Origin of the sequence: Salinarimonas ramus, from assembly GCF_014645695.1 — a bacterium.
Classification (GTDB): domain Bacteria; phylum Pseudomonadota; class Alphaproteobacteria; order Rhizobiales; family Beijerinckiaceae; genus Salinarimonas; species Salinarimonas ramus.
Window position 1 is genome coordinate 1 of the sequence record NZ_BMMF01000016.1, and the last position, 26,678, is coordinate 26,678.

At 71.2% G+C, this 26,678-nt stretch carries 26 protein-coding genes, 1 pseudogene and 2 riboswitches; of the genes and pseudogenes, 9 read left to right on the forward strand and 18 right to left on the reverse strand.

The window, feature by feature from the left end:
- Together IEX89_RS21770 and IEX89_RS21775 are read left to right on the forward strand one after the other, a co-directional pair.
- A pseudogene (locus tag IEX89_RS21770) lies at nt 1-155 on the forward strand (transposase); the annotation flags it as partial.
- A gap of 110 nt (nt 156-265) precedes the next feature.
- The gene (locus IEX89_RS21775; protein ID WP_188915390.1) at nt 266-676 is read left to right on the forward strand and encodes a DUF7282 domain-containing protein; all 411 of its coding nucleotides are present in this window, start codon (nt 266-268) and stop codon (nt 674-676) included.
- A gap of 62 nt (nt 677-738) precedes the next feature.
- On the opposite strand, the gene IEX89_RS21780 is transcribed toward IEX89_RS21775, so the two are convergent.
- Nucleotides 739-1,521, reverse strand: a complete 783-nt coding sequence (locus IEX89_RS21780; RefSeq protein WP_188915391.1) for a creatininase family protein — start codon at nt 1,519-1,521, stop codon at nt 739-741.
- Nucleotides 1,521-1,922, reverse strand: a complete 402-nt coding sequence (locus IEX89_RS21785; protein ID WP_188915392.1) for a RidA family protein — start codon at nt 1,920-1,922, stop codon at nt 1,521-1,523. Before IEX89_RS21785 ends, IEX89_RS21780 begins: the two co-directional genes overlap by 1 nt.
- Before the next feature lie 176 nt (nt 1,923-2,098).
- Between IEX89_RS21785 and IEX89_RS21790 the strand changes: the two genes are divergently transcribed.
- The 3 genes from IEX89_RS21790 to IEX89_RS21800 all read left to right on the forward strand — a co-directional run bounded on the left by IEX89_RS21790 (nt 2,099) and on the right by IEX89_RS21800 (nt 6,429).
- Entirely contained in the window at nt 2,099-4,282 is a 2,184-nt protein-coding gene (locus tag IEX89_RS21790; protein WP_188915393.1) for an esterase-like activity of phytase family protein, read from the forward strand.
- A gap of 234 nt (nt 4,283-4,516) precedes the next feature.
- Entirely contained in the window at nt 4,517-5,098 is a 582-nt protein-coding gene (locus IEX89_RS21795; protein ID WP_188915394.1) for a YceI family protein, read from the forward strand.
- A gap of 68 nt (nt 5,099-5,166) precedes the next feature.
- Nucleotides 5,167-6,429 carry a cytochrome b/b6 domain-containing protein gene (locus tag IEX89_RS21800; protein ID WP_188915395.1) on the forward strand — a complete coding sequence of 421 codons (1,263 nt, stop codon included), beginning with the start codon at nt 5,167-5,169 and terminating at the stop codon, nt 6,427-6,429.
- Between the two features lie 13 nt (nt 6,430-6,442).
- Here the strand turns inward: IEX89_RS21800 and IEX89_RS21805 are convergent, their stop codons facing one another.
- The 4 genes from IEX89_RS21805 to IEX89_RS21820 form a co-directional block, all read right to left on the reverse strand.
- Complete coding sequence (locus IEX89_RS21805) at nt 6,443-7,228, reverse strand: ABC transporter permease (RefSeq protein ID WP_188915396.1); 786 nt, start codon at nt 7,226-7,228, stop codon at nt 6,443-6,445.
- 22 nt (nt 7,229-7,250) lie between these two features.
- Nucleotides 7,251-8,042: an ABC transporter ATP-binding protein gene (locus tag IEX89_RS21810; protein WP_373290624.1), complete on the reverse strand. Its 792-nt coding sequence runs from the start codon at nt 8,040-8,042 to the stop codon at nt 7,251-7,253.
- A 91-nt stretch (nt 8,043-8,133) separates the two neighbouring features.
- The gene (locus tag IEX89_RS21815; RefSeq protein ID WP_188915398.1) at nt 8,134-9,195 is read right to left on the reverse strand and encodes an ABC transporter substrate-binding protein; all 1,062 of its coding nucleotides are present in this window, start codon (nt 9,193-9,195) and stop codon (nt 8,134-8,136) included.
- A gap of 264 nt (nt 9,196-9,459) precedes the next feature.
- Nucleotides 9,460-10,587: a DUF2336 domain-containing protein gene (locus IEX89_RS21820; protein ID WP_188915399.1), complete on the reverse strand. Its 1,128-nt coding sequence runs from the start codon at nt 10,585-10,587 to the stop codon at nt 9,460-9,462.
- 93 nt (nt 10,588-10,680) lie between these two features.
- Between IEX89_RS21820 and thpR the strand changes: the two genes are divergently transcribed.
- Nucleotides 10,681-11,217, forward strand: coding sequence for an RNA 2',3'-cyclic phosphodiesterase (gene thpR, locus IEX89_RS21825; protein ID WP_188915400.1), 537 nt, complete (start codon nt 10,681-10,683; stop codon nt 11,215-11,217).
- Nucleotides 11,218-11,341: 124 nt separating this feature from the next.
- On the forward strand, nt 11,342-11,956 hold the full coding sequence (locus tag IEX89_RS21830) for a LysE family translocator (RefSeq protein WP_188915401.1): 615 nt from the start codon (nt 11,342-11,344) through the stop codon (nt 11,954-11,956).
- A 69-nt stretch (nt 11,957-12,025) separates the two neighbouring features.
- Here IEX89_RS21830 and gcvPB read toward each other — a convergent pair whose 3' ends face one another.
- The 9 genes from gcvPB to IEX89_RS21875 all read right to left on the reverse strand — a co-directional run bounded on the left by gcvPB (nt 12,026) and on the right by IEX89_RS21875 (nt 19,796).
- Nucleotides 12,026-13,603, reverse strand: a complete 1,578-nt coding sequence (gcvPB, locus tag IEX89_RS21835; RefSeq protein WP_188915402.1) for an aminomethyl-transferring glycine dehydrogenase subunit GcvPB — start codon at nt 13,601-13,603, stop codon at nt 12,026-12,028.
- Nucleotides 13,604-13,877: 274 nt separating this feature from the next.
- On the reverse strand, nt 13,878-15,221 hold the full coding sequence (gene gcvPA / locus IEX89_RS21840) for an aminomethyl-transferring glycine dehydrogenase subunit GcvPA (protein ID WP_188915403.1): 1,344 nt from the start codon (nt 15,219-15,221) through the stop codon (nt 13,878-13,880).
- 16 nt (nt 15,222-15,237) lie between these two features.
- Complete coding sequence (locus IEX89_RS21845; RefSeq protein ID WP_188915404.1) at nt 15,238-15,726, reverse strand: OsmC family protein; 489 nt, start codon at nt 15,724-15,726, stop codon at nt 15,238-15,240.
- Nucleotides 15,727-15,739: 13 nt separating this feature from the next.
- Nucleotides 15,740-16,114: a glycine cleavage system protein GcvH gene (gene gcvH / locus IEX89_RS21850; RefSeq protein WP_188915405.1), complete on the reverse strand. Its 375-nt coding sequence runs from the start codon at nt 16,112-16,114 to the stop codon at nt 15,740-15,742.
- A 38-nt stretch (nt 16,115-16,152) separates the two neighbouring features.
- Nucleotides 16,153-17,301 (reverse strand): glycine cleavage system aminomethyltransferase GcvT, encoded by a 1,149-nt coding sequence (gcvT, locus tag IEX89_RS21855; protein ID WP_188915406.1) that lies wholly within the window; start codon nt 17,299-17,301, stop codon nt 16,153-16,155.
- Between the two features lie 67 nt (nt 17,302-17,368).
- Nucleotides 17,369-17,473, reverse strand: a riboswitch (glycine riboswitch).
- 1 nt (nt 17,474) lies between these two features.
- Nucleotides 17,475-17,566, reverse strand: a riboswitch (glycine riboswitch).
- A gap of 125 nt (nt 17,567-17,691) precedes the next feature.
- Complete coding sequence (locus IEX89_RS21860; protein ID WP_188915407.1) at nt 17,692-18,300, reverse strand: exonuclease domain-containing protein; 609 nt, start codon at nt 18,298-18,300, stop codon at nt 17,692-17,694.
- 102 nt (nt 18,301-18,402) lie between these two features.
- Nucleotides 18,403-18,894 (reverse strand): pyridoxamine 5'-phosphate oxidase family protein, encoded by a 492-nt coding sequence (locus IEX89_RS21865; protein ID WP_188915408.1) that lies wholly within the window; start codon nt 18,892-18,894, stop codon nt 18,403-18,405.
- Between the two features lie 131 nt (nt 18,895-19,025).
- On the reverse strand, nt 19,026-19,430 hold the full coding sequence (locus IEX89_RS21870) for a hypothetical protein (protein ID WP_244645642.1): 405 nt from the start codon (nt 19,428-19,430) through the stop codon (nt 19,026-19,028).
- A gap of 114 nt (nt 19,431-19,544) precedes the next feature.
- The gene (locus IEX89_RS21875) at nt 19,545-19,796 is read right to left on the reverse strand and encodes a hypothetical protein (protein ID WP_188915409.1); all 252 of its coding nucleotides are present in this window, start codon (nt 19,794-19,796) and stop codon (nt 19,545-19,547) included.
- 230 nt (nt 19,797-20,026) lie between these two features.
- On the opposite strand from IEX89_RS21875, the gene IEX89_RS21880 reads away from it, so the two are divergent.
- Together IEX89_RS21880 and IEX89_RS21885 are read left to right on the forward strand one after the other, a co-directional pair.
- Nucleotides 20,027-21,175: an AI-2E family transporter gene (locus IEX89_RS21880; RefSeq protein WP_188915410.1), complete on the forward strand. Its 1,149-nt coding sequence runs from the start codon at nt 20,027-20,029 to the stop codon at nt 21,173-21,175.
- Between the two features lie 76 nt (nt 21,176-21,251).
- Complete coding sequence (locus IEX89_RS21885) at nt 21,252-21,542, forward strand: PilZ domain-containing protein (protein WP_188915411.1); 291 nt, start codon at nt 21,252-21,254, stop codon at nt 21,540-21,542.
- Between the two features lie 28 nt (nt 21,543-21,570).
- Here the strand turns inward: IEX89_RS21885 and IEX89_RS21890 are convergent, their stop codons facing one another.
- The 3 genes from IEX89_RS21890 to IEX89_RS21900 form a co-directional block, all read right to left on the reverse strand.
- Complete coding sequence (locus IEX89_RS21890) at nt 21,571-21,975, reverse strand: acyl-CoA thioesterase (protein WP_188915412.1); 405 nt, start codon at nt 21,973-21,975, stop codon at nt 21,571-21,573.
- 70 nt (nt 21,976-22,045) lie between these two features.
- On the reverse strand, nt 22,046-22,537 hold the full coding sequence (locus tag IEX89_RS21895) for a YciE/YciF ferroxidase family protein (RefSeq protein ID WP_188915413.1): 492 nt from the start codon (nt 22,535-22,537) through the stop codon (nt 22,046-22,048).
- Nucleotides 22,538-23,169: 632 nt separating this feature from the next.
- The gene (locus IEX89_RS21900) at nt 23,170-26,550 is read right to left on the reverse strand and encodes a DEAD/DEAH box helicase (RefSeq protein WP_188915414.1); all 3,381 of its coding nucleotides are present in this window, start codon (nt 26,548-26,550) and stop codon (nt 23,170-23,172) included.
- Nucleotides 26,551-26,678 lie beyond the last annotated feature (128 nt).

The window sequence follows — 26,678 nt, forward strand, 5'->3', positions numbered from 1 at the left end:
TGCGCAAGGGCAGCTACTTCCCGGGCTTCCTGGAGCCGCGGCGCATGGCCGAGAAGGCGCTCACCGCCGTGATCCAGGAGGCCTACATCCAGGGCGTCTCGACGCTCCCTGCACGGAGCGTTGCGTCGCTTTCCGGGTCAGCGCCGATCTCGAAATTTTTCCGACCGCCCCGAAACTCGCCCGGCCGCCCCTCCGTACCTGCTCGCCGACGGGTGCCGGAGCGATACCGCGCCGGCCCGCGTGAAACGAACAGGGAGACGACCCCATGATCACCCGTACGCTCATCGCCACCGCCGCTCTCGCGACCCTCGCCACCGCCGTGTCGGCGCAGGACATGCCGATGGTCGAGGCCATGGACCAGGACGTGTCCAACGGCATCGTGTCGGCCCAAACCGTCACCGCGCCCGCCAACGGCTGGCTCGTCGTCCACCGCACCGGCGACGACATGAAGCCCGGCCCGGTCGTCGGTCACGCTCCGCTGCGCGCGGGCACGACCGAGGACGTCGCCGCGATCCTCACCGAGGAGGTCGCGCCCGGCGACAAGCTGATGCTGATGGTCCATTCCGAGGACGGCGGGATGCAGACGGGCATCTTCGAGTACACGCTCGGCGCCACCGAGGACGGCCCGATCCGCATGGACGGCAATCTCGTCATGACGGTCGTCGAGGCGCAGTAACGCGTCACCGCCCGGCGACGGGCGGTCCGGGCTCCGCGCCCGGGCCGCTCATCCTCGGTCGCTCAAACCGGCAGCGCGAAGCGGTCGACGTCGCGCAAGAGGTCGACGAACGCCCGCGCCCCGAAATCCGCCGCGGCCACGCCCTTCTCGGGGCTCGCCGCGGCGGCGTTTCCGGCGACGCCGGCGGGATGGACGTCCTGCGCCATCCAGCCGAAGCCCGTGGGCTGGATCGCCGAGAGATGCGCGTTCTCCCGCGCCATGCGCACCATGATCGGCTCGAAATCCGCCGCACGCTCCATGCGCACGAGGTCGGGCCGGAAGGCGAGCATCAGCGAGGTCTCGATCTCGCCGCCGTGGATTCCGTGGCGCAGCTCGTGCGCCGAGAACAACCCCTCCGGATAGCCGAGCCTGTGCCAGGCGCTCGTCACGCACAGCATGCCGAGCCGCACCCGCAATTCCCGCGCGACGATGTCGACGACGGGGATGTTGCCGCCGTGCGAGTTGACGAGGACGAGCTTCCTGCAGCCCGCGCGAAAGACGCTCTCGCCGATCTCGCGCCAGGCGGCGATCGTCGTCTCGGCCGAGAGGGTGAGCGTGCCCGGGAAGGCGAGGTGCTCGTTCGACTTGCCGATCGCCTGCGTGGGCAGGAGGAGGACGTCGAGATCGTCCGGGACGAGGTGGCGCACCCGCGCGAGGTAGCCCTCGGCGATGAGCGTGTCGACGCCGGTGGGCAGATGCGGCCCGTGCTGCTCGATCGCCGCGACGGGCAGGATCGCGATGGCGCGCGACATGTCGCGTTCGGCGAAATCCGCGGTGGAGAGGTCGTGCCAGTCGACGAGCGGCATCAGGCGCGCTCCCCGCTCTCGACCTTCGCAGCGACCACCTCGATCTCCACCTTGAACACCTCGCGCGCGAAGCCCGAGACGATCATCAGCGTGGAGGCCGGTGCGGGCGAGGGCACCCAGCGGTCGCGCGCCTCCATGTAGGGCTTCAGGTGGGCGCGGTCGGAGACGAAGGCGTTGATGCGCACCACGTCGCCCGGGCCCATGCCGGCATCGGCGAGCACCGCCGCGATGTTGGAAAAGCACAGGTCCGCCTGCGCGCCCGCGTCCTCGGGCACGTGCTCGTCCTTGGCGATGCCGAGCTGGCCCGAGGCGAAGACGAGCCGCGCCCCCGGCGGCACCTCGACGGCGTGGGCGTAATTGGCGAAGGGCGGGCGGATCGTGTCGGGCGTGATGCGGCGCATGCTCTCGTCCTGGTGGGCGTCTCGTCCTGACGGGCGGCTCGCGCATCTTGGCTCGGCGGGACGCGAAGGCCAAGCCCGCGTCTCGCGGCCGCAGATGTCATCGGACCGTCGTACGCGGCCCCTAGGACCGGACGGGCCAAGCTCGGCCGACCGAAGGGACAGGGGGAGACCAAGACATGCCTCACACGCGGATCCGTACGCTCGGCGGCGCCCTCGCCGCCGCCCTCCTCGCCACGACGGCGATCCCCGCCGCCGCGCAGAGCTTCAACCGCGTCGCATCCTTCCCGACGCCACAGAACCTGCCCGCCGACGCCGATCCGCTGACGGAGACGTCGTCCGAGATCATCACCGCCACCGGCGACGGCATGGTCCTCGTCTATTCCGACAGCCCGCTGGGTGCCGTCGGCCTCGTCGACATCTCGGACGCATCGAGCCCGCAGCCGCTCGGCTCCGTCGCCACCGACGGCGAGCCGACCTCGGTCGCCGCGCACGGCCAGACGGTGTTCGTCGCGGTCAACACGTCGGAGAGCTACGTCGCGCCCTCGGGTCATCTCGCGATCCTCGACGTCGCCACCCGCACGCTCACCCGCTCCTGCGACCTCGGCGGCCAACCCGATTCCACCGCGGTGGCGCCCGACGGCTCCTTCGTCGCCATCGCCATCGAGAACGAGCGCGACGAGGACCTGAACGACGGCGTCATCCCGCAGATGCCGGCCGGCCATGTCGCCATCATCCCCCTCGACGACGGCGCGCCGGATTGCGACGCCATGATCATGGCCGACGTCACCGGCCTCGCCGAGGTGGCGCCGGAGGATCCGGAGCCGGAATTCGTCGACGTCAACGAGGCCGGCGAGATCGTGGTCTCGCTGCAGGAGAACAACCACGTCGTCGTGCTCGCCGCCGACGGCTCGGTGGTCTCCCACTTCTCGGCCGGAGCGGTCGATCTCGACAACGTCGACACGCAGGAGGAGGGCGCGCTCACCTTCGACGGCACGCTCACCGCCGTTCCGCGTGAGCCCGACGCCGTGAAGTGGCTCGGCACCGACCGCATCGTCTCGGCCAACGAGGGCGATTACGAGGGCGGCTCGCGCGGCTTCACCATCTTCTCGAAGACGGGCGAGGTGCTCTACGAGTCCGGCCTCGCCTTCGAGTACGAGGTGGCGATGATCGGCCACTATCCGGAAGGCCGCTCCGGCAACAAGGGCGTCGAGCCCGAGGGCATGGAGGTCGCGACCTTCGGCGACGACACGTACATCTTCCTGCTTTCCGAGCGCGGCTCCATCGTCGGCGTCTATCGCGACACCGGCGCCGAGCCCGAGCTCGTCCAGCTCCTCCCCTCGGGCATCGCGCCGGAAGGTGCCGTGGCGATCCCCGAGCGCAACCTCTTCGCGGTCGCCAACGAGGCCGATCTCGGCGAGGACGGCCTGCCCCGCTCACACGTGATGCTGTTCGAGATGGGCGAGGGCGCGCCCGTCTACCCGACGATCCGCTCCACGATGGACGACGAGGGCCGCCCGATCGGCTTCGCCGCGCTCTCGGGCCTCGCCGCCCACCCGGAGGTCGCCGGCCGGCTCTATGCGGTGAACGACAGCTTCTTTAGCATGCAGCCCTCGATCTTCGTCATCGACGCCACGCAGACGCCGGCGCGGATCACGGACGCGATCCGCGTGACGCGCGAGGGCCGGCCCGCCCAGAAGCTCGACCTCGAAGGCATCGTCGCCGACGGCGAGGGCGGCTTCTGGCTCGCCTCCGAGGGCCGCACCGACCGCCTCATCCCGCACGCGCTCTACCACGTGGACGCCGAGGGCGAGATCCAGGAGGAGGTGGCGTTCCCCGCCGAGCTCCTCGCCGTCGAGCGCCGCTTCGGCGCGGAGGGCGTCACCATGGTGGGCTCCACCCTCTGGATCGCCATTCAGCGCGAATGGGGCGACGACGAGCGCGGCTTCGTGAAGCTCGTCTCCTACGACACCGAGAGCGAGGAGTGGGGCGCGGTGCGCTATCCCCTCGAGACGCCCGGCGAGGGCGCCTGGATGGGTCTCTCCGAGATCACCGCCCATGGCGAGCACGTCTACATCGTCGAGCGCGACAACCAGATCGGCGGCAATGTCGGCACGAAGAGCCTCTACCGCGTGCCGCTGGCGCAGATGATCCCTGCGCCGCTGGGTGGCGAGCTGCCGGTGGTGGAGAAGGAGCTCGTGCGCGATTTCATCCCCGATCTCGCGCAGTGGAACGGCTTCGTCGTCGACAAGGTCGAGGGCTTCGCCATCGACGCCGCCGGCACGGGCTACGCCGTCACCGACAACGACGGCGTGGACGATTCCTCCGGCGAGACCTTCTTCTGGTCCATCGGGCCGATGTGATCGCTCCGGCAAGCCGGCAATCTCGATAGGGGAAGGGCTCGCTTCGGCGGGCCCTTTTTCGTTGGGTGGGGCAGGGCGAGCGACGCCATTACGACATCGTGCCTGCATCCGTGCAAGAACACCTCTGCCGCTCAGCATCCGATCCTGCCTTTTTTGCACAGCCGGTCTCCACTACCTTCCGTTCTCGAAACGCGCCCGTGGCGCGTCGTCCTCGTCATTCGGAGACCCTGACCCATGCTGCGCATCCCCGCCCTCGCCGGTACCGCCTTCGCCGCCGCTCTCCTCGTCGCGCCCGTCGCGCAGGCGGAGACCTACGTGCTCGATTCGAGCCACAGCCAGATCCTGTTCTCGTACGACCACCTCGGCTACTCGACGACCTGGGGCATGTTCTCCGGCTTCGAGGGCACGATCGAGTTCGTGCAGGACGACCCGGCGGCGTCCTCCGTGGAGGTCTCGTTCCCGGTGCGCACCATGCTCACGGGCTGGGAGCAGCGCTTCTCGCACTTCATGTCGGAGGACTTCTTCGGCGCCGCCGAGGACGAGATGGTCACCTTCGTCTCCACCGGCATCGAGGTGACGGGCGAGAACACGGCGCTCATCACCGGGGACCTGACGCTCAACGGCGTGACGAAGTCCGTCGTGCTCGACGCGACCCTCAACCAGGCGGGCACGCACCCGATGGAGAACAAGCCCTGGGCCGGCTTCGACGCCACGACGACGCTCCTGCGCAGCGATTACGAGCTGGGCATGTTCGCCCCCTTCGTCAGCGACGAGGTCGAGGTGCGCATCTCCATCGAGGCCATGCAGGCCGAGTGATCGCGACCGGATGATCCGGGCCGGGCCGCCGCGTGCGGCCCGGCATGTCTCGTCGACGGAGGTCTCCCATGCAGGCGCGCAACACCGTCTCCAGCTACGGCGCGGTCTCGAAGGCCCTGCATTGGGCGATCGCGGCGCTCATCCTCACCATGATCCCGCTGGGCCTCGTCGCCGTCGAGTGGCCCTACGACACGTCGGACGCGCTCGCGACGAAGGCGCTGCTCTTCTCGATCCACAAGACGATCGGGGTGGCGATCTTCTTCCTCGCCCTCGCGCGCATCGGCTGGATGCTGAGCCAGCCGCGCCCCGCCCCGCTCCATCCCGAGCGGCGGCTCGAGACGGCGCTCGCGGAAGGCGTCCACTGGCTTCTCTACGTCTCGCTCGTCGCCGTGCCGCTGTCGGGCTGGGTCCAGCACGCCGCCGCCGCCGGCTTCGCGCCGATCTGGTGGCCGCTCGGCCAGACGCTGCCCTTCGTGCCGCAATCCGCCGCCCTCGCGGCCGGCGCCGGCACGGTGCACGCGGTGTTCACGAAGCTCCTGATGGCGGCGCTCGCGCTCCACGTCGCGGGTGCGCTCAAGCACCATCTCGTCGATCGCGACGGCACGCTGGCGCGCATGCTGCCCGGCCGCCTCGCCGCTTCGTCGGGCACCCCCGTCCCGGCGCGCCGCCATGCGCTCGCCCCGGCGCTCGGCGCGCTCCTCGTCTACGGTCTCGTCGGCGGCACGGCGGTCACCATCGCCGGGCCGGATGCCGAGAGCGACGCGCGCCCAGGCGTCGCGCTGCCCGCGACCGTCGGCGCGACGACGCCCGCCTCCTGGATCGTCGAGAGCGGCGAGCTGACCTTCACCGTGCGCCAGATGGGCTCGCCCGTCACGGGCCGCTTCGGCCGGTTCGATGCCGAGATCGTTTTCGAAGAGACGCCCGACGCGGACGGCCGGCACGGATCGGTCACGGTGGTGATCCCCATCGCCTCGATGACGCTCGGCTCCGTCACGGAGCAGGCGCGCGGGCCGGAGTTCTTCCACGCCGAGGCGCACCCCGCCGCTCGCTTCAGCGCCGACATCCTCGCGGCGGAGGAGGGCGACGCGGACGTGCCCTATCGCGCCGAGGGCACGCTGGCGCTCGCCGGCGCCGAGGTGCCGGTGACGCTGCCCTTCACGCTCGAGATCGTGGACGGCGTCGCCACCGCCTCCGGCACGGTGACGGTTGATCGCCGCGACTTCGGCATGGGCGAGAGCTACCCGGACGAGGCCACCGTCGGCTTCTCGGTCGAGATCGACGTCTCGCTCGAGGCCCGCCGCGGGGGCGTGGCGGCGGGAGAGGGCGCGTAACTCGGGTGACCGATCACGCGCTCGCCATCTGCGAGCGCTGGGCCCAACCGGTCATGCGCTTCTCGACGATGGCGGTCGCGGCGTACATGATGACGCCGAGCACGGCCAGCGCGATGAGGGCCGCGAAGAGGAGCGGCACGTTGAAGTCCGCCGAGGCGCGGGCCATCAGGTTGCCCACCCCGAAATTCGAGGCGTTGTACTCGGCGATGACGGAGCCGACGAAGGCGAGCGTGATCGCCACCTTCAGCGAGCCGAAGAAATACGGCATGGCGCGCGGGATGCCGACCTTGACGATGATGTCGCGCTTGGAGGCGCCGAGCGCCCGCAGCACGTCCTCCGTCTCGGGCTCGATCGTGGCGAGGCCGGTGGCGACGTTCACGACGATGGGGAAGAACGAGATCAGGAAGGCGGTCAGCACCGGAGGCAGCCAGCCGACGCCGAACCAGATCACCAGGATCGGCACGACGGCGACCTTCGGGATGGCGTTGAAGCCCACCAGCAGCGGATACGAGCCCGCATGGACGAGGCGCGAGGCGCCGAGCGCCATGCCGAGCAGGAGGCCGAAGACGACGGCGAGCGCGAAGCCCGCGAAGGTCATCCACGCGGTGTGGAACGAGTGCAGCGAGAGCGGCCCGCGGAACTGCCAGAGCGCTTCCGCGATCAAGGAGGGCGCCGGCAGCACGAAGGTCGAGGTGCCGGTGGCGCGCACCAGGAGCTCCCAGATCAGGAAGAAGCCCAGCGTGAACACCCAGGGTGCGGCGGCGAGGATGGCGCGTCGGCGGCGCTTGGCGTGGGTCATGTGAACCTCTCCCGGCGCCGCGTCAGGCCGCCTGCCGCGCGTCGGCGATGTGCCCGCGCAGCTCGTGGACGATGTCTGTGAAGGCGGCGGTGTACATCACCTCGAGGTCCCGCGGCCGCGGCAGGTCGACCTCGCGCTCGGCGATGATGCGCCCCGGCCGCGCCGACATGCAGAACACGCGATCGGCCAGGAACACCGCCTCGCGCAGGTCGTGCGTCACGAGGATGACGGTGAAGCCCTGCTCCGCGTGGAGGTCGCGGATGATGCACCACAGCTCCTCGCGGGTGAACGCGTCGAGCGCGCCGAAGGGCTCGTCGAGCATGAGGAGCTTCGGGCCGTGGATCAGCGAGCGGCACAGCGAGGCGCGCTGCTGCATGCCGCCCGAGAGCTGCCAGGGAAACTTGGAGCCCTGCCCGGCGAGGCCGACCTCGGCCAGCAGATGCTCCGCGCGCGCCACGTACTCCGCCTTGTGGCGGCGCAGCCGCGAGCGGTGCGGCTCGACGATCTCGAGCGGCAGGAGCAGGTTGTCGAGGGTGGTGCGCCAGGGCAGCATCACCGGGTTCTGGAAGGCCATGCCGGCGAGCTTGACGGGCTTCGTCACCTCCTCGCCGCCGACGATGACGGTGCCCTTCGCGGGGAATTGCAGGCCGGTGGCGAGCTTCATCACCGTGGACTTGCCGCAGCCGGAGGGGCCGACGATGGCGGCGAACTCGCCCTCGCGGACCTTGAGCGTCATGTGCTCGACGGCGGGAGCGCCGTCCTCGGCGCCGGCATAGACGTGGGTGACGTCGTGGATGTCGACGAAGGCCTGCACGAATGTCTCCGGATGCATCGGCCCCGGCGCATGGCCGGGGCCGTCCTCACGCGGTCTTGCGGCGCGCTCGCTCTGCGAGCGCGTGCGCACCTCACTGGAGCATGCGCTCTTCCATCGGCGGCAGGAACTCCGACGTGAACACGTCGTCGAGGGCCGGCCGGTTCTGGAAGTCGAAGGTGAGGTCGATCTGCTCGAGCGCCCGCTCGTAGCGCTCGGCGTCGATGTCGCCGAAGCCGTTGGCGGCGACCTCCTCGGTGAGGATGTTGTTGTCGATCGTCATCTGCCAGCGGTCGGCCTCGACCTCCTGGCGGGCGACGTCGTTGTACTGCACGACGTAGCCGGCGCCCTCGGTCGGGTTGGCGATCGTGTCCTCGAGCCCGCGGATGAAGGCGCGCAGGAAGCCGGCGACGGCCTCGGGGTTCTCCTCCATGAACTCGGGCTTGGCCATGATCACGTTGCCGTAGAGCTCGACGCCGTAATCGCCCATGTTGAGGACGACGATGTCCTCCATCGGCACGCCGCGGGCGGCGAGGTTGATGGCCGACGACATGGCGAAGCCGAACACCGCGTCCACCTCGCCCTGGGCGAGCATGGGCTCGCGCACGGGGAAGCCGACGTTCTCGAAGGTCATCTCCCAGGCGGCCTCGTCGATGTCGTTGACGTCCTTGAAGATCGGCCACTGGGCATAGGCCGCGTCCGCCTCCGGCGCGCCGAAGGTCTTGCCGCGCAGGCTCTCGAGATCCTCGGTGATGCCGCGAGAGGCGCGCCCGACGATGGCGAAGGCCGGCTTGTTGTAGACCATGGCCACCGCCTTCACCGGCACGGAATCGGGCGAGGAGCGGTAGCGGATCAGCGAGTTGAAGTCGCCGAAGGCCATGTCGTAGGGGCCGGACGCCACGCGGTTGATGGATTCGACCGAGCCGGCGCCGGCGTCGATGGTGACGTCGAGGCCCTCCTCCTCGAAATAGCCCTTCTCGAGGGCCGCGAGGAACGGCGCGGACGGTCCCTCGAAGCGCCAGTCGAGGGAGAACCGAACGGGGGTCAGGCCATCCTGCGCGACCGCGGGGGCGGTGGCGAGGCCGGCGAGCGCGACGCCGGCGGCGAAGGCGGCGACGAGGCTGCGGCGGGTGAGGGTGGCGAGGGCGAAGGTCATGCGGCGGCGCTCCTGCGGACTCTGGCGGGTGGAACTTCTGGCTGGTCTCGTCCGGCGACCCTGGCAAGGGCCGTGCCGAACCGGGCGGGCGAGACCCGGCCCGCCCATGCAAGCACAAAGCTCCGCAGGGTCAAGGTCGATGCTGCATTCTTGGGCATATCCTATGGCCGCAGGCGCACAGCCGAGAGGCAGCCGCGCTCGTCGCCGAAGGCGTGCGGGGCGACCGCCTCACATGTCGCCTCACATGTCGCCTCACATGTCGCCTCACATGCCGCCCGGCATGCCGCCGTTGCCGCCTGCGCGGCCGAAACGCTCGCGGGTGGCGGCGAAGCGCAGGACGCGCTGGGCGCTCTGCACGGAGAGGCGCTCGAAGCTCTCGAAGGCCGCCTGCGTCAGCTCCAGCGGCGGCGTGCGGCCGGCCTTCTTGGTGAGCAGGAGCTTCAGCGTGCCCCAGGTGAAGTCCACTGCGCGCACGACGAAGAGCAGCCCCTCCCAGTCCGGCGCGTGATAGGCGTTGGCCACCATCCGCACCGGGATGCCGGCGAGATGCGCGATTGCCGCGAGGCCGTCCTCGATGCGGTTGCGGTTGATCCAGTCGACGACGTCGCGCTCCTCGATGGGGCGCGTGCGGGCGCGGGCGCGCACGAAGTCGGTGGAGCCGACGAGGTCGGCCTTGGCCACCTCCGGCGCGTCGGTGTCCGCCATGCGGCGGGCGAGGTCCTCGACGACGGCGTCGATGGCGCGCTGCATGCGCTGGCCGAGCTCGTCCTGGAGCGTCTCGCGGACCTTCTCGCGGGCGATCTCCACGAGCTGCGTCACCTGCTCCGCCGAGAGGTGGCTGCGCGCTTCCAGCACCTCCTGGAGATCGGAATCGGCGCGGGCGCGCTCGACCAACGCGGTGAAGCCCTCCGGCGAGAACCGCGCGCCCTCGTTGTCGGCGACGGAGCGCACGACGACCGTGTCGCCGCGGTCGATCAGCACGTCGGTGAGGCGCTCGGAGAGGCGCGGGCGGCGCGACAGAGCGAGGAGATGCGCCTGGCCCTTGCTGGAGGCGACGGCGACGAGATCCTCCTCGGACAGCCGCACGCTGCGCGTCAGCACCGGCGCCGCCACCGCGACCTCGTCGTCGAAGGCGAGGTCGCGCACCACCTTGCGCGGCGCCATCGCCTGGTCGGCCAGGCGCTCGGAGAGCTCGATGCGGGCGCGGAACTCGAGGTTCCGCGCAAGGCGCAGGATCACCTCGTCGAAGGCGCCGACGTGCTCCTCCTCGAGATCGGGCGCCTTCTCGAGAAAGAGGTTCGTCACCTTGCGCAGCATGGCCGTCCGGCGTCGCGCGTCGGCGTTCGACACGATGTCGTCGATCTCGTCGATCACGCTGATCAATGCCGCCATGTCGAACCTGTGGGCTCCTCTCGCGGACGATCAGGACATAAAGTCCTTGAGAAATTGTGAAATCGCCGGGAATACCGGCAGAGGGGGTGAGCGATGCCGCGCCTGTTCGTGGGGCTCGAGATCCCGGAAGACGTCGTCTCGGCGCTCGCCGCCTGCCGCGGCGGATTGCCGGGGGCGCGCTGGGTGGAGCCGGAGAATTATCACGTCACGCTGCGCTTCATCGGCGACGTGGACGCCGACGTGGCGGAGGACGTCTACGCGCTCCTCGCCGAGGCGCGGGCGCGCGCGCCCGTCGAGATCGTGCTCGACGGGCTCGGCTGCTTCGGGGGCGACAAGCCCCATGCCGTCTTCGCCGAGGTGCACGCGAGCGAGGCGCTCGTCGCGCTGCACGAGGAGACCGAGCGGCTGGTGCGGCGCGCGGGGCTCGCGCCGGAGCGCCGCAAGTTCAAGCCGCACGTGACGCTCGCGCGCCTGCGGCAGGCCGCGCCCGGGGACGTCGCCGCCTGGATCGAGGCGCGCGCGCCCTTCGAGCGCCTGAGCTTCTCCGCCGAGCGCATCGCCGTCTTCTCCGCCCGCGAGCAGACCGGCGGCGGTCCCTACGTCGTCGAGGCGGCCTTCCCCATGGCGTGATCGCCCGGCGGGCGCATCCCAGCCCTGCGCCCCGTGCGGTTGCCGTTGCCAGACGCGGCGGCTCTCATGCACGAACGGCCACGCTCGCCCGAGCGGGCGGACGCATAAGAGGGGGGAGCCGCACATGGAGACGACGCTCGCCTCCCTCGCGGCGCTCGCGGGGGCGATGGCGCTCCTCGCCGCGACGCCGAGCGTCAGCGTGCTCGCGGTGACGGCGCGCGCGGCCTCCGGGGGCTTCGCGCACGGGGCGGCGACGTCGCTCGGGATCGTCGCGGGCGACGTGGTCTGGCTGCTGGTCGCTCTGTTCGGGCTCGAGCTCCTCGATCGAGCGCTCGGCGACAGCGCCTATCTCGTGCGCTGGGCGGGCGCGGCCTACGTGATCTGGATCGGCGTCGCGCTCCTGCGCGCCGGCGCCCCGGGCCCTGCCGAGAGGAGCGGCGCCGGATCGCTCGCGGGCAGCGCGCTCGCGGGGCTCACCATCACGCTCGCCGACCAGAAGGCGGTCCTGTTCTATCTGGGCTTCCTGCCCGCCTTCGTCTCCCTCGATAGCATCGGTGCGGGGGAAATCGCGCTCCTCGTCCTCGTCATCGCCGTGGCGGTGGGCGCGGTGAAGCTCGTCTACGCGGCGCTGGCCGCGCGAGCCGGTGCCGCCCTCGGAGCGCGTGCCGGGCTCTGGCTCGGCCGCCTCGCGGGCGGCGTGCTGATCCTGGTGGGCGTCGCGCTCCTGGTGCGAGCCTGAAACGAGACGAGCCCGGCGCTGCGGCCGGGCTCGTTTCTTCGCGACAGGCCGTACGCTCGCGGCGACGCCTCACTCGGCCGCTTCGCGGACCGGCTGCGGCGGCGTCCAGCGCAGGATCGGCTGGCGCGCGGCGCGGGTCTCGTCGAGGCGCCGGCGCGGGGCATGGTAGGGCGCACCCGAGAAGCGGGCGGTCTCCCCCGCCTTCGCCGCCATGGCGAGATCGCGCAGCGCCGCCACGAACAGGTCGAGGGAGGCCTTCGATTCGCTCTCGGTGGGCTCGATCAGCATGGCCCCGTGGACGACGAGGGGGAAGTACATCGTCATCGGGTGGTAGCCCTCGTCGATCATCGCCTTGGCGAAGTCGAGGGTGGAGACGCCCGTGTCCTTGAGCCATTCGTCGTCGAACAGCACCTCGTGCATGGACGGATGGTCGGGGAAGGGCAGGCTCATCAGGTCGACGAGGCCGGCGCGAATGTAGTTGGCGTTGAGTACCGCGTCCTCGGAGGCCTGCTTCATGCCGTCCGCGCCGTGGGAGAGCATGTAGGAGAGCGCGCGCACGTACATGCCCATCTGGCCGTGGAAGGCCGTGATGCGCCCGAACGGCGAGCCGTCCGGCGCGTCGCCCTCGTGCTCGACGAGGGTGAGCGACCCGTCCGCGCCCGCGGTGACGAAGGGCACCGGCGCGAAGGCCGCCAGACGCTCCGAGAGCACGACGGGGCCGGAGCCGGGCCCGCCGCCGCCATGGGGCGTCGAGAAGGTCTTGTGCAGGTTGATGTGCATGGCGTCGACGCCGAGATCGCCCGGGCGTGCCTTGCCGACGATGGCGTTGAAGTTCGCCCCGTCGCAATAGAAGTAGGCGCCGACCTCGTGGAGCGCCTGCGCGATCTCGACGATCTGCGGCTCGAACAGGCCGCAGGTGTTGGGGTTCGTCAGCATGATCGCGGCGACCTCCGGGCCGAGGAGCTCGCGCACGGCCTCGACGCGCACGGTGCCGTCCTCGGCGGCGGGGACCTCGCGGACCTTGAAGCCGAGGAGCGCGGCGGTGGCCGGGTTGGTCCCGTGGGCGCTCTCGGGCACGAGCACGACGTCGCGCGTCTCGTCCTCGCCCTTGGCCACGATGGCGGCCTTGATCGCCATCATCCCGCAGAGCTCGCCGTGCGCGCCCGCCTTGGGCGAGAGCGCCACCGTCGTCATGCCGGTGAGCGTGACGAGGTAGTGCGACAGCTCGTTCATCAGCGCGAGCGCACCCGGCACCGTGGAGACCGGCTGCAGCGGATGGACGTCGGAGAAGCCCGGCAAGCGGGCCATCTTCTCGTTGAGCCGGGCGTTGTGCTTCATGGTGCACGAACCCAGCGGGAAGAGGCCGGTGTCGATGCCGTAGTTCTTCTGGGAGAGCTTGACGAAATGGCGCATCGTCTCGGGCTCGGAGAGCCCGGGAATGCCGATCTCGCCCTCGCGCGCCAGGGCGCCCAGGCGCGGCGCGAAGTCCTCGGGCTCGTCGAGATCGACGCCGGTCGTGTCGTAGCGGCCGATCTCGAAGGACAGCGCCTCCTCCTGGATGAGGGCGCGGTTGCCGGTGAAGGTGCCGGCGGTCTCGGCCGCCTCGGCGGAGCCGGCGGCGGTGGGGCGTCCCTGACGGTTCAGCATGAGAGGGCTCCGCTAAAGGAATGTGTGCGATGGGGCGGCGCGGCGATCTCTCTCCTTCCCTGTAGGGGAAGGTGGCGCCGCGCGCAGCGCGGTGACGGATGGGGCGCGCGAAGCGCGTTCGGCGAAGCCGAATTCGACGGGTGAGATCGTGGGCCGCCCGGGCATTTCCGCTTCGCGGAACGCGTCGCTGCGCGCCGCGCCCCATCCGTCTCGGCTTCGCCAAGCCACTTTCCCCTACAGGGAAGGTGGTCGGCCGAGCATGCGGGGCGGGGCATCACGACAGCACCCCCTTCAGCCCGTCCACCAGCGCGGTGCGATCCTCGTCGGTGTTCACCTCCGTCGAGGCGACCAGCAGCAGATCGTCCAGCCCGGAGGCCGGCGCGAGGCGCGAATAGGGCACGCCGGCGAGCACGCCCTCGTTCGCGAGGCGCTCCACCACGTCCGCCGCGGGCTTGGAAAGCTTCAGCGTGATCTCGTTGAAGAAGGTCTCGTTGACGACCTCCACCCCCGGCACGCCGGCGAGCCGGTCCGCCAGCTTCACGGCGTTGGCGTGGTTGATCCGCGCCAGCCGCTGGAGGCCGACCTGGCCCAGCAGCGTCATGTGGATGGTGAAGGCGAGGCAGCACAGGCCCGAATTCGTGCAGATGTTGGAGGTCGCCTTGTCGCGGCGGATGTGCTGCTCGCGCGTCGAGAGCGTCAGCACGAAGCCGCGGCGCCCTTCCGAATCCACCGTCTCGCCGCACAGGCGCCCGGGCATCTGGCGCACGTGCTTGTGGCGCGCGGCGAAGAGGCCGACGTACGGACCGCCGAAATTGAGCGCGTTGCCGATCGACTGGCCCTCGCCCACGACGATGTCCGCGCCCATGGCGCCCGGCGGCGTCACGAGGCCGAGCGAGACGACCTCCGTGAAGACCGCGATGAGGAGCGCGCCCGCCGCATGCGCCGCGTCGGCGATCTTGCGCAGATCGCGCAGGTTGCCGAACACGTCGGGCGTCTGCACGACGACGCAGGACGTCTCCTTGTCGATCCTCGAGACGATGTCCTCCGCGGCCGTCACGTCCGCGGGCAGCCGCTCGACGCGATCGTTCGACATCTCGCAGAGCGTCTCGATCACCTCGGCGTAATGCGGATGCAGCCCGCCCGAGAGGATCGCCTTGTCACGCTTGGTGACGCGATGCGCCATCAGCACGGCCTCGCCGGCGGCGGTGGAGCCGTCGTACATGGAGGCGTTGGCCACATCCATGCCGGTGAGCGCGGCCACCTGCGTCTGGAACTCGAACAGGTATTGCAGCGTGCCCTGCGCGATCTCGGGCTGATAGGGCGTGTAGCTCGTCAGGAACTCGGAGCGCTGGATCAGGTGGTCGACGGAGGCCGGCACATGGTGCTTGTAGGCGCCCGCGCCCACGAAGAACGGCACCGAGGAAGCGGTCGTGTTCCGCGCGGCCATGCGCCCGAGGATGCGCTCGACCTCGAGCTCGCCCTTGCGGCGGGGCAGATCGAGAGGCTCGGTGAGGAGCTTGTCCGCGGGGACGTCGGCGAAGAGGTCGTCGATCGTGGCGACGCCCACCTTCGCGAGCATCTCGGCGCGGTCGTCGGGGGAAAGCGGGAGGTAGCGCATGGGGCTTGCCGTCTCGTCAGGTGTGATCGTCGAGGCCCGCCACCACGATGCGGGTGCGGACGGAATTGGCGATGAAGCACTCGCGGTGGGCGAGGTGGTGCATGTCGGCGATGGTCGCCGCGTCGGGGCGGCGCGGGCCGTCCCAGGCGATCCGCGGATCGAGCACGACCCGCGAGACCCAGAGCTTGCCGTCGGCGTTCGGCGTCATCTCGCCCGTCGCGTCGTCCTCGTAGGCGTCGACGAGGAAGCGCTTCTTCGCCGCGATGGCGAGGAAGGTGAGCATGTGGCAGCTGGCGATCGCCGCGACGAAGGCCTCCTCCGGATCGACCGCATCGGCGTGCGACCAGGGGAAGGGAACGTTCAAAGGCGAGGCGGAGGCGCGTATCTCGATGCCGCCGTCGAAGATCCAGACGTGGCCGCGATCGTAGGCGGCGCCGAGGAAGTCGCCGTCCCCGCGTGCCCAGTGCACGCGCGCGCCGTAGTGATGGCCGGCCTCCGCGCTCATCGCCGCTCTCGCCTCACGAGATCGACTTCACGTAGGTCTCGTAATCCGCCTCGCTCATCAGCTCGTCGAGCTGAGCGGTGTCGGACAGCTTGACCTTCACGAACCAGCCCTTGCCGAGCGGGTCCTCGTTGATCATCGCCGGCGTGCCCTCGAGCTCGCCGTTGACCTCGACGACCTCGCCGGAGACAGGGGCGTAGACCTCGGACGCCGCCTTGACGCTCTCCACCACCGCCGCCTCACCGCCCTTCTCGAGCGCCTTGCCGGTCTCGGGCAGCTCGACGTAGACGACGTCGCCGAGCTGGCCCTGTGCGTAGTCGGTGATGCCGACGGTGCCCACGTCGCCCTCGACGCGGATGTATTCGTGGTCTTTCGTGAAGTAGACGGTCATGACGGGGCTCCGGAGAAGTTCTCGACTGTCGTTGCCGCTCAGCGCTTGAACCGCGCCGGGGTGAAGGGGAGGGGGGCGACGAGGCCGACGAGGGCCTTGCCGCGCACCACGCAATGCAGCGCCCGGCCGATCTCGGCCATGTCGGGGCGGACGTAGCCCATGACGATCGGCCGCTCGACGCTCGGCCCGAAGCCGCCCGAGGTGACGACGCCCACGCCCTCGCCGTCCGGCGTCGTGATCGCGGCGCCCTCGCGCGCCGGCGCGCGGCCTTCGAGCGCGATGCCGATGCGGACCCGAGCCGGGCCCTCGGCGAGCTCGCGCTGGATGCGGGCGGCGCCGGGGAAGCCGCCCTCCTCGCGCCGCCGCTTCTGGATCGACCAGACGAGCCCGGCCTCGACGGGGCTCGTGGTGGTGTCGATGTCGTGGCCGTAGAGGCACAGGCCCGCCTCCAGGCGCAGGCTGTCGCGCGCGCCGAGCCCGATGGGCTTCACCCGCTCGTCGGCGAGGAGCGCGTCCCACAGAGCCGGCGCGTCCGCGGCGGCGACGGAGATCTCCCAGCCGTCCTCGCCGGTATAGCCGGAGCGCGAGACGAGGACGTCGTGGCCGTGGAGCGAGAGGCGCGCCGTGCGCATGAAGGTCAGCGCGACCGCGTCCGCCGCGCCGGCATCCGCCATCACCGCCTCCGCGGCGGGGCCCTGGAGGGCGAGGAGCGCGCGGTCGTCGTGGCGTTCGAGGCGCACGTTGGCCGGCAGGCGCGCGGCCATGTGGGCGTAGTCGCCCTCCTTGGTGCCGGCGTTGACGACGAGATGGAGCTTGCCCTGGTCCGCCTCGGCGGTGGGGCGCGAGACCATCAGGTCGTCGAGGATGCCGCCCTCGTCGGTGAGGAGCTGGGTGTAGCGCTGCTGGCCGGGCTTGAGCTCGAGGATCGCCGCGGGAACCAGCGTCTCGAGGGCGCGGGCGGTGGTCTCGTGGTCGGGGCCGACGAGCGTCGCCTGGCCCATGTGCGACACGTCGAACAGGCCCGCCTGCGCACGCGTCCACAGATGCTCGGCGAGAATGCCGGCGGGATATTGCACGGGCATGGCGTAGCCCGCGAAGGGCACGATACGGGCCCCCGCGGCGACATGGCTCGCGTGGAGCGGCGTATGCAGGAGCGTCTCGCCGGAACCGGCCTGGCTGTCGGCCATGTCGTGCCTCTCGATCGATCGTGAGCGGGCGCGCCGACGGCTCCTCGTGAAGCCTTCGCTGCGCGCCCCCTCTGTCGTCGACCTGAGAGATTTCCCGCCGCGGTCCCGTGGGTAGCGCGAACGGTTACGCCCTTCGGTGGGCGAGGCGCGAGCCTCGCCGCTTTCCAGAGTGCCAGCTCCCCGCGGTCCTTCTGCCTGAGCGTTTCCGGGGCGGTTGCGCCTTCGGCGCCGGGCATGGAAACCCGGTCTCTCCCGCGGGGATCGTGCGGCTCATGACGTTTTAGAGACGCCCCCCGCGAAGTCAATCGCGACACGTGTGCAAAAGCCGGGCACGGCAGCCGTACCTTTGGGCAGGGGGCGTCGACGAGCGCTGGCCGGAGCGTCCGCCGCTTACTCCGCGGCCGTCGCGGCTTCCGGGGCCGGCTCGCGGCGCGTCGACGGCTTGCGCTGCACCGGCGCGGCGAGGCGGGCGGGCCAGTCGTGGGGCGCGATGCCGGTCTCGGCGACGGCGCGGGCGAAGATCGCCTGGGTGACGCGGGCGTCCTCCAGCGCATCGTGGTGGCGGAAGGTCAGCTCGAGGCGCGCCGCCATCTTCGCGAGCCCGTAGCCGGGCAGGCCGGGCCAGGCGCGGCGGGCGACCGAGACGTTGTTGATCCAGCGCGCGTCGATCTCCTCGCGACCGCACGCCGCCGCGGCGCGGGCCAGCGCCGTCTTGTCGAAGCCGCCCTGCTGCACGACGAGATGCCCCGTGAGGCGTGCGCGCAGCTCGTCGTAGAGCGCGGCGAAGGTCGGCGCGCCGGCGACGTGCTCGGGGCGGATGCCGTGAACGCGGATGTTGAAGGGCGAGAACCCGCAGCCCGGGTCGACGTAGGTGACGTGCTCGGCGATCACGGCGTCGCCCTCGACGCAGACGATGCCGATCTGGCAGATCGAGCCGCAATCGGTATTGGCGGTCTCGACGTCGAGCACGCAGTAATCCACGAATCGAACCCCGGGCACGGGTGGGCTGAAGGCTCATGCCTAGCCCACCCGTGCGTCCGGGGTCCAGTGCGGCACGGCCGCCGCGGGCCGTGCCGAGCTATTCGGCGGGTCGATCTCGCCTCAGAGGTCGACCTTGCCCTCCTTGCCGGGATGGGGCGGCTCGCCGGTGATCGCGGCCTTCGCATAGCCGTAGACGTGGAGCATCTTCGAGGACGGCGCGTCCCAATACTCCCCGTATTCCGGCGTGACCTTGATGAAGGCCAGCTCCGGGTCGTCCTTGCCGTCCGGGAACCAGGCGCGCAGGCCCTCCTGCCAATGAGCGTCGATGGCGCCGCGGTCGCGCACGATGGTCGCGCGCCCGGAGATCGAGACGTAATCCTGGTCGTCCGGGTCGGCATAGGCGAGGCCGACCTGGTGGTCGCGGTCGATCTCGCGGGTCTTCGACGAGTCGATGCGGGTCGCGAACCAGAGGTCGCCGTTGTCGTCGGGCTTCTGGCTCCACATCGGGCGCGAGCGCAGCGAGCCGTCCGCCTCCTGGGTGGTCATCATGGCGATGCGGATGTCCTCGATGAGGTCGAAGAGCTTCTCGCGAGCCTTGGGATCGGTGGTCATTGTCGGGGCCTCCTGAATGCCGGGGCGTCGATCGTTCGCCCTCGGAACGGCGGCGGCCCCGGTTTTGTTTCGCGCCGCGAGATCGCACCCTCGTCGCAGCGCGGGGCGATCGGCGGGCGTCGGCGTCGCGATCAGGGGCGACGCGCGGCGGCATAGCGCGGCAGCGGACGGGGGCCTTCCTCGCGATCGATGCGCAGGCGCCTGACGCGGAGCTCGTCGATGGTCAACGACTGGATGTGCCCCTCGCGCATGCCCATGCGGGAGATGGCGAGGCGCGAGATCGCGAGCGCGCCGATGGCGACGGCACCCACCGCGAGCGCGCCGATCGCGGTCGCACCGACGCTCGCCGCGGCGAGCCGCCTCGTCCGCAGGTGGCCGGGAAATCCGCTCGGCAGATAGCCGGCGACGTCGTGGGCCATGTCGCGTGCCCTCTCGCGGGCGTGCCGAACGGGCACCCGAGCGCGCAGGCCGTCGGGGTCGCCGTCGCGGTACATGGCGCGGTAGCCGGGCGGGCCGTCTTCGAAACGCGTGGTCATGACGCTCTCCTCTCCTGTCGCCGGGGCCGTCGCCTCGGCCGATGTCGCCGAGACAACGGCGCGGAGGCGCCGAGCGTTCGCACGAGCGTCGGAGACGCGTTCGAGGAGCCTCGATCAGGCGGGCTCGCGCGGCGGGGTACCGGAGAGGTGGCGCCACAGGAGCCCCGCGCCGTAGAGCGCGTGCAGCACCAAGGCGAGGCCGAGCGCGCGGCAGATCGTGGCGATCGTCCCGGCATCGGCGGCCGTGTCGGCGATGACGAGGGTCGCGAGCGACAGGATCACGCCGAGCGCGAAGGCGGGCAGGCCGAGGCGCAGGCCGGCCACGAGGCCGAAGACCGCTCCCGCCGCGAGGATGCCGACATACATGTGCTCGCCCCCCGTGCACGTTGTTCCCGCCTGGCGATTCGCGCCGGCCGCGGCCCGGATCGCCTGAGACATCATAACGCATGTTAGAGGAAAGAGCGTAGCCGATCGCGCGGCGAGCCCGTCTTTCGCCGTGGAAAGCGCCTTTCGGAACAAGCCGGGAGCTGCGCCGTTTCTCGCTTCGTCGCGCGCCTCGGACCGTCGCTCGCGCGCACGAGCCTGAGGACGCGGACATGCTGGAGCAGAGGCGGCGGGAGCAGCCGCCGGAAGACGAGACGGGCCCGCGCGCCGTGGTCGAGGCGCGCCTGACTCGCCCGATCGCGCTCTCGATCCACGTCTGCGCCATCGTGCTCGGCGTCGGCGCGCTCTATTTCACGCAGGATCTGCTCCTGCCGCTCGCGCTCGCCGTTCTCGCGACGCTGACGCTGAGCCCCATCGTGCGCACCCTCGATCGGCGCGGCGTGCCGTCCTGGGCCACGGCACCGCTCATGGTCGTCGCCCTCGTCGGAACGCTCGGGCTCGGCGCCTACACGCTCTCCTTCCCTCTCTCCGACTGGCTCTCTCGCGCGCCCGAGATCGGCTACGAGATCGAGCGCGAGCTGCGCTCGCTGCGCACCTCGTTCGAGGCGGTCGAGCAGGCGAGCCAGCGCGTCGACGAGCTCGCCGCCGGCGATCGCGAGCCGGGCGTCGAGGAGGTGGTGGTGCGCGAGCCGAGCCTCCTCACCACCGCATCGAGCGGCCTCCTGCGCGTCTTCGTCATCGTGGTCGTCGCCGCCCTGCTGGCCGCCTTCCTCCTGGCCGCCGGAGACCGGATCTACGAGCGCATGGTCCACGTGCTGCCGACCTTCCACGACAAGCGCACCGCGGTGGAGATCGTGCGTGCCATCGAGCGCTCGATCTCGCGCTACCTCCTCACCATCACGCTCATCAACATCGGGCTCGGGATCGTGGTGGGAGCGGTCTTGTGGCTCGTGGGCATGCCGACGCCGATCCTCTTCGGCGCCATGGCGACGGTGCTCAACTTCCTGCCCTATCTCGGCGCGATCGTCGGCGTGATGATCACGGCGGCGGTCTCCGTCGTGACGTTCGACGGCTTCTGGACGACGCTGGCGCCGCCGCTCGTCTACTTCGCCTGCACCTCCATGGAGGGCAACGTCGTGACGCCGCTGATACTCGGACGTCGCCTCGAGCTGAACGCCATCGCGATCCTGGTCGGCGTCGCCGCCATGGGATGGCTGTGGGGGCCCGTGGGCGTGTTCCTCGCGGTGCCGATCCTCGTCATCGTCAAGACGGTGTGCGACCACCTCCCCTCCTGGCGGATGGTCGGCGCCTTCCTCGCGGGTTCGCTCACCCGCGAGCAGGAGGACGCCGACGAACGCTGATCGGCGTTTACCGTTCGCATTCACCATTCGCACACGGGAAATCGCTAGGGTTCGCGCGACTGAAGGAGGCGTGCGGATGCAACGCGGCTGGCTCTATACGGAAGGTCCGCCGGAGGGCGAGCGGCGACGCGAGGTGCGCCGCAAGCTCGGTCTCCAGAGCATCGCCTACGATCCGCAATCGCGGCTGCGCTTCTCGTGCACCGTCCTCGACCTCTCGGAGCGCGGCGCGCAGGTGCATTGCACGGAAGCCGAGGCCCTTCCGGACGCGTTCGTGCTCTTCATCAACGGCACGGAAGCGATCCGGCGCGTGTGCGACGTCGTTCGCCGCAGCCCGACCCGGCTCGGCGTGAAGTTCCGCTATCGCTGAAGATCTGGGGGACGCGGCTCGGGCGGGCTCAGTCTCGCGGGATCGGCCGCGGGCGGCCTTCGTCGTCGATGGCGACGAAGGTGAAGGTGGCCACGGTGACCTTCTCGCGCACGTTCGTCATGAAGCGGCGCGCCCAGGCCTCGATGTGGATCTTCATCGAGGTGCGGCCGACATGCTCGACCTCGGTGTAGACGCACAGGACGTCGCCGACCTTGACCGGGCGGATGAAGGTCATGGCCTCCACCGCGATGGTGACGACGCGCCCCTGCGCGCGCTCCACGCCGGCGATGCCGCCGGCCTGGTCCATCTGCGAGAGCACCCAGCCGCCGAAGATGTCGCCGTTGGCGTTGGTGTCGGAGGGCATGGCCAGCGTGCGGACCGTCAGGTCGCCGCGGGGCTCGTGCTCCGTCCTGGCAATCGTCTCGTGCGCCATCCCCGCCTCCCGTGACGCTCCGTGATGCGTCAGCGGGGGCGGGTTGGCAAGTCTCGCGTCAAGTCTCGCGTCAGGCCGCCTTCTTGTTGGCGGCCTTCTCGGCGAGCTTGGAGAGCTTCTCGTCGGTGCGGCTCTCCTCCTTCAGGGTCTCCTCGAAGAGCTTCGCCGCATCTTTCATGCCGAGCTCGTTCGCCCAGGTGCGCAGCGTGCCGTATCGGGCGATCTCGTAGTGCTCGATGGCCTGCGCGGCGGCGATGATGCCGGCGTCGAGGGCGGGCGCGCCCTTGAACTCCGAGAGGATCTCTTTCGATTCCTCGATGAGGCCCTGGATCGCCTCGCAGGTCTTGCCGCGGGCGGGCTTCTCGAGCATCTCGAAGACCTTGTCGAGGCGCTCGATCTGCGTCTCGGTCTCGTCGCGGTGCTGCTCTAGCGCCGCCTTGAGGTCGTCGGATTCCACCGCCTTGACGAGGCGGGGATAGGCGCGCAGCGCCTGCTTCTCGGCGTTGTAGACGTCCTTGAGCGTGTCGAGGAACAGGTCCTCGAGCGTCTTCTCGTTGGCCATGGCAGCGTGTCTCCTGGTTGGGGAGCCTCACGAACGGAGAAGAGGAAGCCGGGTTCCGGCTCGGCGCGCGCTGGCGTGCCCGTCGCGGGGCGCGGCGTTCGGGACGCGCTTCGCGGTCGGCGCGGCGGCCGGTTGCCGATCCTGCTTTCTTTAAAGCGGGGCGGGAGTTGCGGTAGAGCGTGGCGGCGCATCGGGAGATTGCGTATGAGCGCGCGACGGGTGTGCGGTTGTCGATGTAAGAACATCTTAAGATAGAAACAAAAACAAAATTAGATCAAAGGAGGGTACTTATGTAGACTAGCCGCCTCTTGCGCGCCATGGTGGCGGCGTCGGTCAGGCGGCACGCCAGGGCGGTCCAGTGCCCCGCCCCGGGAGACGGGCTCCCGGGGCCTCTGGGCGAGAGCCTCGCCTGATCGTACGGAGGATATGCTATGAGGTGGCTCCCGCCACGCATCAGCGTGTCCATCACCCTTCGCAGGGTGCGGAGGACGAGCTGGTCCCTCGTCCTCCGCCTGGCGCTGGGCTGATGCAAGGACCGGAGAGGGGAAACCCTCTCTAGTCACTCCGTAGAAAAGATAGCATTTCTGCACGCTGATGCAAGTACGATCGCACCTGCTCGCGCCCAGCTACGCTCATCCTTCCAGCAGCGTCTCCAGCGCGTCGATCAGCTTCTCCGCCAGCGCCAGCCGCGCGGCCGCGTCGTCTGTCTCGCGTGCATAGATCAGGCGGTTGCCGTCGAGGCTCGCGGGCTCCGCGAGGCGCTTCTTCGCGAGGCGGCGCGCGACGTCCTCGTGGAGGGTGACGGCGAGGGCCGCCGGGCCCGCCTCGAGGCGCAGGACGCCCAGCGCGCCCGCCCGCAGGCGCAATCGCGCGAGCGTGACGACGGGGCCGAGCGCGTCGGCGGCGATGCCGAAGCGGTCCTCGATCTCGTCGCACAGCGCGTCGAGCGCCTCCTCGCTCTCGAGCCGCGCCAGGCGGGCGTAGAGCTCGAGGCGCATGTCCGGGCTCGCGATCTCCGCCTCGGGGATCGCGCCGGCGACGCCGAGCGCGAGCCGTGTGACCGCTTGTACCCGCCGGCGCTCTGGCTCGTCCTCGTGCTGCGCGGCGAGCGCGCGCGCCACGAGATCGCGGTGGAGGCCGATGCCGATCTCGGCGACGTGCCCCGCCTGCGTTTCGCCGAGCAGCGCGCCTGCGCCGCGCAGGTCGAGATCGCGAAGCGACAGGGCGAAGCCGGAGCCGAGCCGATCGTGCGCCACGAGGGCGTCGAGCCGCTCGCTCGTCGCGTCCGCCAGCTCCGCCCCGGGCTCGGTGAGGAGCCAGCAATGCGCCTGGCGGGCACCGCGCCCCACCCGCCCGCGCAGCTGGTGCAGCTGGGCGAGGCCGAAGCGGTCCGGGTGGACGATGAGCATCGTGTTCGCCCGCGGCACGTCGAGCCCGCTCTCGACGATGTCGGTGGCCAGCAGCACGTCGGGGGGATCCTCGCCGCTGGCGAAGCCCACCATGGCCTCGTCGATGGCGGCGGGCTTCATGCGTCCGTGCGCGACGGCGACGCGCAGGTCCGGCACGAGGGCGCGCAGGCGCTCCTCGATCGCCGCGATGTCGGCGATGCGCGGCACGACGACGAAGCTCTGCCCGCCCCGCTCCCGTTCGCGGGCGAGCGCCTCGCGCACGAGCCCGTCGTCCCATTCGGCGCGCGCGGTGCGCACGGGCTTTCGCATCACGGGCGGCGTCGCGATGGTGGAGAGGTCGCGCAGGCCCGCGAGGCTCCCCGCCAGCGTCGCCGGGATCGGCGTCGCGGTCAGCGTCAGGACGTGCACGCCGGCTTCGAGCCGGCGCAGCGCCTCCTTGTCCTCGGCGCCGAAGCGCTGCTCCTCGTCCACGATCACGAGGCCGAGATCGGCGAAGCGCACGTCCTCGCCGGCGAGCGCGTGGGTGCCCACGACGATGCGGATCGAGCCGTCCGCCAGCCCCTCGCGCACGCGCGCGGCCTCCGCGGCGGAGACGAGGCGCGAGAGCTGCGCCGTCTCGATGCCGAAGCCGGAGAAGCGGGCGTGCATCGTCTGCGCGTGCTGGCGCGCGAGGACCGTCGTCGGCGCGACGAGGGCGACCTGCTTGCCCGCGAAGGCGGCGATGGCGGCGGCGCGCAGGGCGACCTCCGTCTTGCCGTAGCCGACGTCGCCGCAGACGAGGCGGTCCATGGGCGTCTCGCGGGCGAGATCGGCGGTGACGGCGGCGATGGCGGAGGCCTGGTCGGCGGTCGGCGGATGGGGGAAGCGCGCCGCGAAACGGGCGAGGTCGCGCTCGGCGGCTTGAAGAGCGGGCGCCTTCGCCGCCGCCCGCTCGGCGGCGAGGCGCGCGAGGTCGCGCGCGGTCTCGGCGATGGCGGCCTCGATGCCGGCGCGACGCTTCGCCCAGGTGTCGGTGTCGAGCCGGTCGAGCGTCACCCGGTCGTCGGCACCGCCGTGACGCCAGACCCGGTCGAGCTCCTCCACCGGCACGAGGAGCGTCGCGCCGTCGGCATAGGCGAGGCGCACGGCCTCGCCCGCCTCCTCAGCATCCGCCTCGTGAGTCGCGACGCGCTCGAGCCCCTCGAGCCGCCCGATGCCGTGCTCGGCATGGACCACGACGTCGCCCACGGACGGCAGGCTCGGGTCGTCCATCGGGCTCGCGGGGCCCGTGTCGGCGCGGCCGACCTCGCCGAGGAGATCGGCGGCGGCGACGAGCACCGCGTCGCTCGCGCGGTCCACGAAGCCGGCCTCCAGCGGCACCGCGAGCGCGAGGAGCGCGCCCGCCTCGGCCTTCGCCACCTCGTCGAAGGAGCCGATCCGATCCGGCCTCTCGCCGAGCGCGGCGTGCGCCCGGCGCAGGAAGAGCGGGGAGGTCGACGCGTCCGCGCACAGGACGACGCGTCGGCCGGCCTCGCGATGAGACCGCACGAAGCGCGCGAAGGCGCGCCGGGGGCGCTCCTGGAGGACGAAGCGCGGCACGCCGCTCGCCTCGTTCTCGTCCGCGTGCGGCACGGTCGCGACGAGGCGGCGCGCGAGAGCGGCCTCCCATTCCTCGTTCCCGAGATGGAGCGTGTCCGGCGGGAGCGGCGGGCGGCGCGTCTCCTCGGCGCTCGCGAGCGCGACGGCGGCGGCGTGCGCGTCCGCGACGTCGCGCAGGACGTCGTTCGCAATCTCCGCCGCGTCGGGGTCGAGGACGAGGCGGGCGCGCGGCGCGTAGTCGAAGAGCGTCTCGAGGCCCTCGTAGCGCTCCGCGAGGCGATGCTCCGCGCCCTGCGGCAGCGGCGTCGCCTCCGCGTCGGGCATGCGCACGATCTCGGAGGCGGGGTCGAGGTCGAGGGCGTCGCGATCGGCAGTCGTCGCGGAGGTCGCCGGATCGACGTCGTGGATCGCAGCGACGCGCCCGTCCGTGTGCTCTATGCGCACGGGGCGATCGGCGGAGGCGGGGAAGACGTCGAGGACGTGCGGGCGCATGGCCGCCTCGCCGGGCTCGTCGGCGCGCTCGTCGTGCCGGTAGCCGAGGCGCACGAGCGCGGCCTCGACGGCGGGCGGATCGAAGGCCTCGCCCACGCGGAACGCGAGCCGGCCCTGCGCCCAGACCGTGCGCGGCGGCACGCGGCGCAGGAGGGCGGCGGGCGTCGTCAGGACGAGCGCCGGCGCGTCCGCGCCGCCCTCGGCGAGCCCGCCCTCCGCCAGGCGGCGCAGGACGCTCATCCGCGCGCCCATGCACGCCTGCGAAGGCGGCATCCTGTCGTAGGGGAAGCAATCCCACGCCGGCAGGCGCGCCATCGGCAGGTCCGGCGCGAGCGCGGCGACGCACGCCGCGAGCGCATCCGCGCGCCGGCCGCTCTCGGCGACATGGACGAGCGGCCCGTCCGTCCCGCCCTCCCGCGCCATGTTCTCCCGCGCCATGCGGGCGAGCGCGAGAGCGAGCCGCCCGACGGGCGCGGCGGCGGGGAGATCCGGAGCGTTGAGGCTCTCCGGAGCGGCGTTCGTTCGGTTCGGCATGGATCGTGCGTGCTCGGGCGGCGGGCTGCGAGGAACGCCGAGCGCGTGCCGAGGTTTCCGCAGCCGTCGCCGCAGCCTTCGTCGGAGGGCGCTCGCCCGGTCGTGCCCGCACGCCCGGCGCGCTTCCT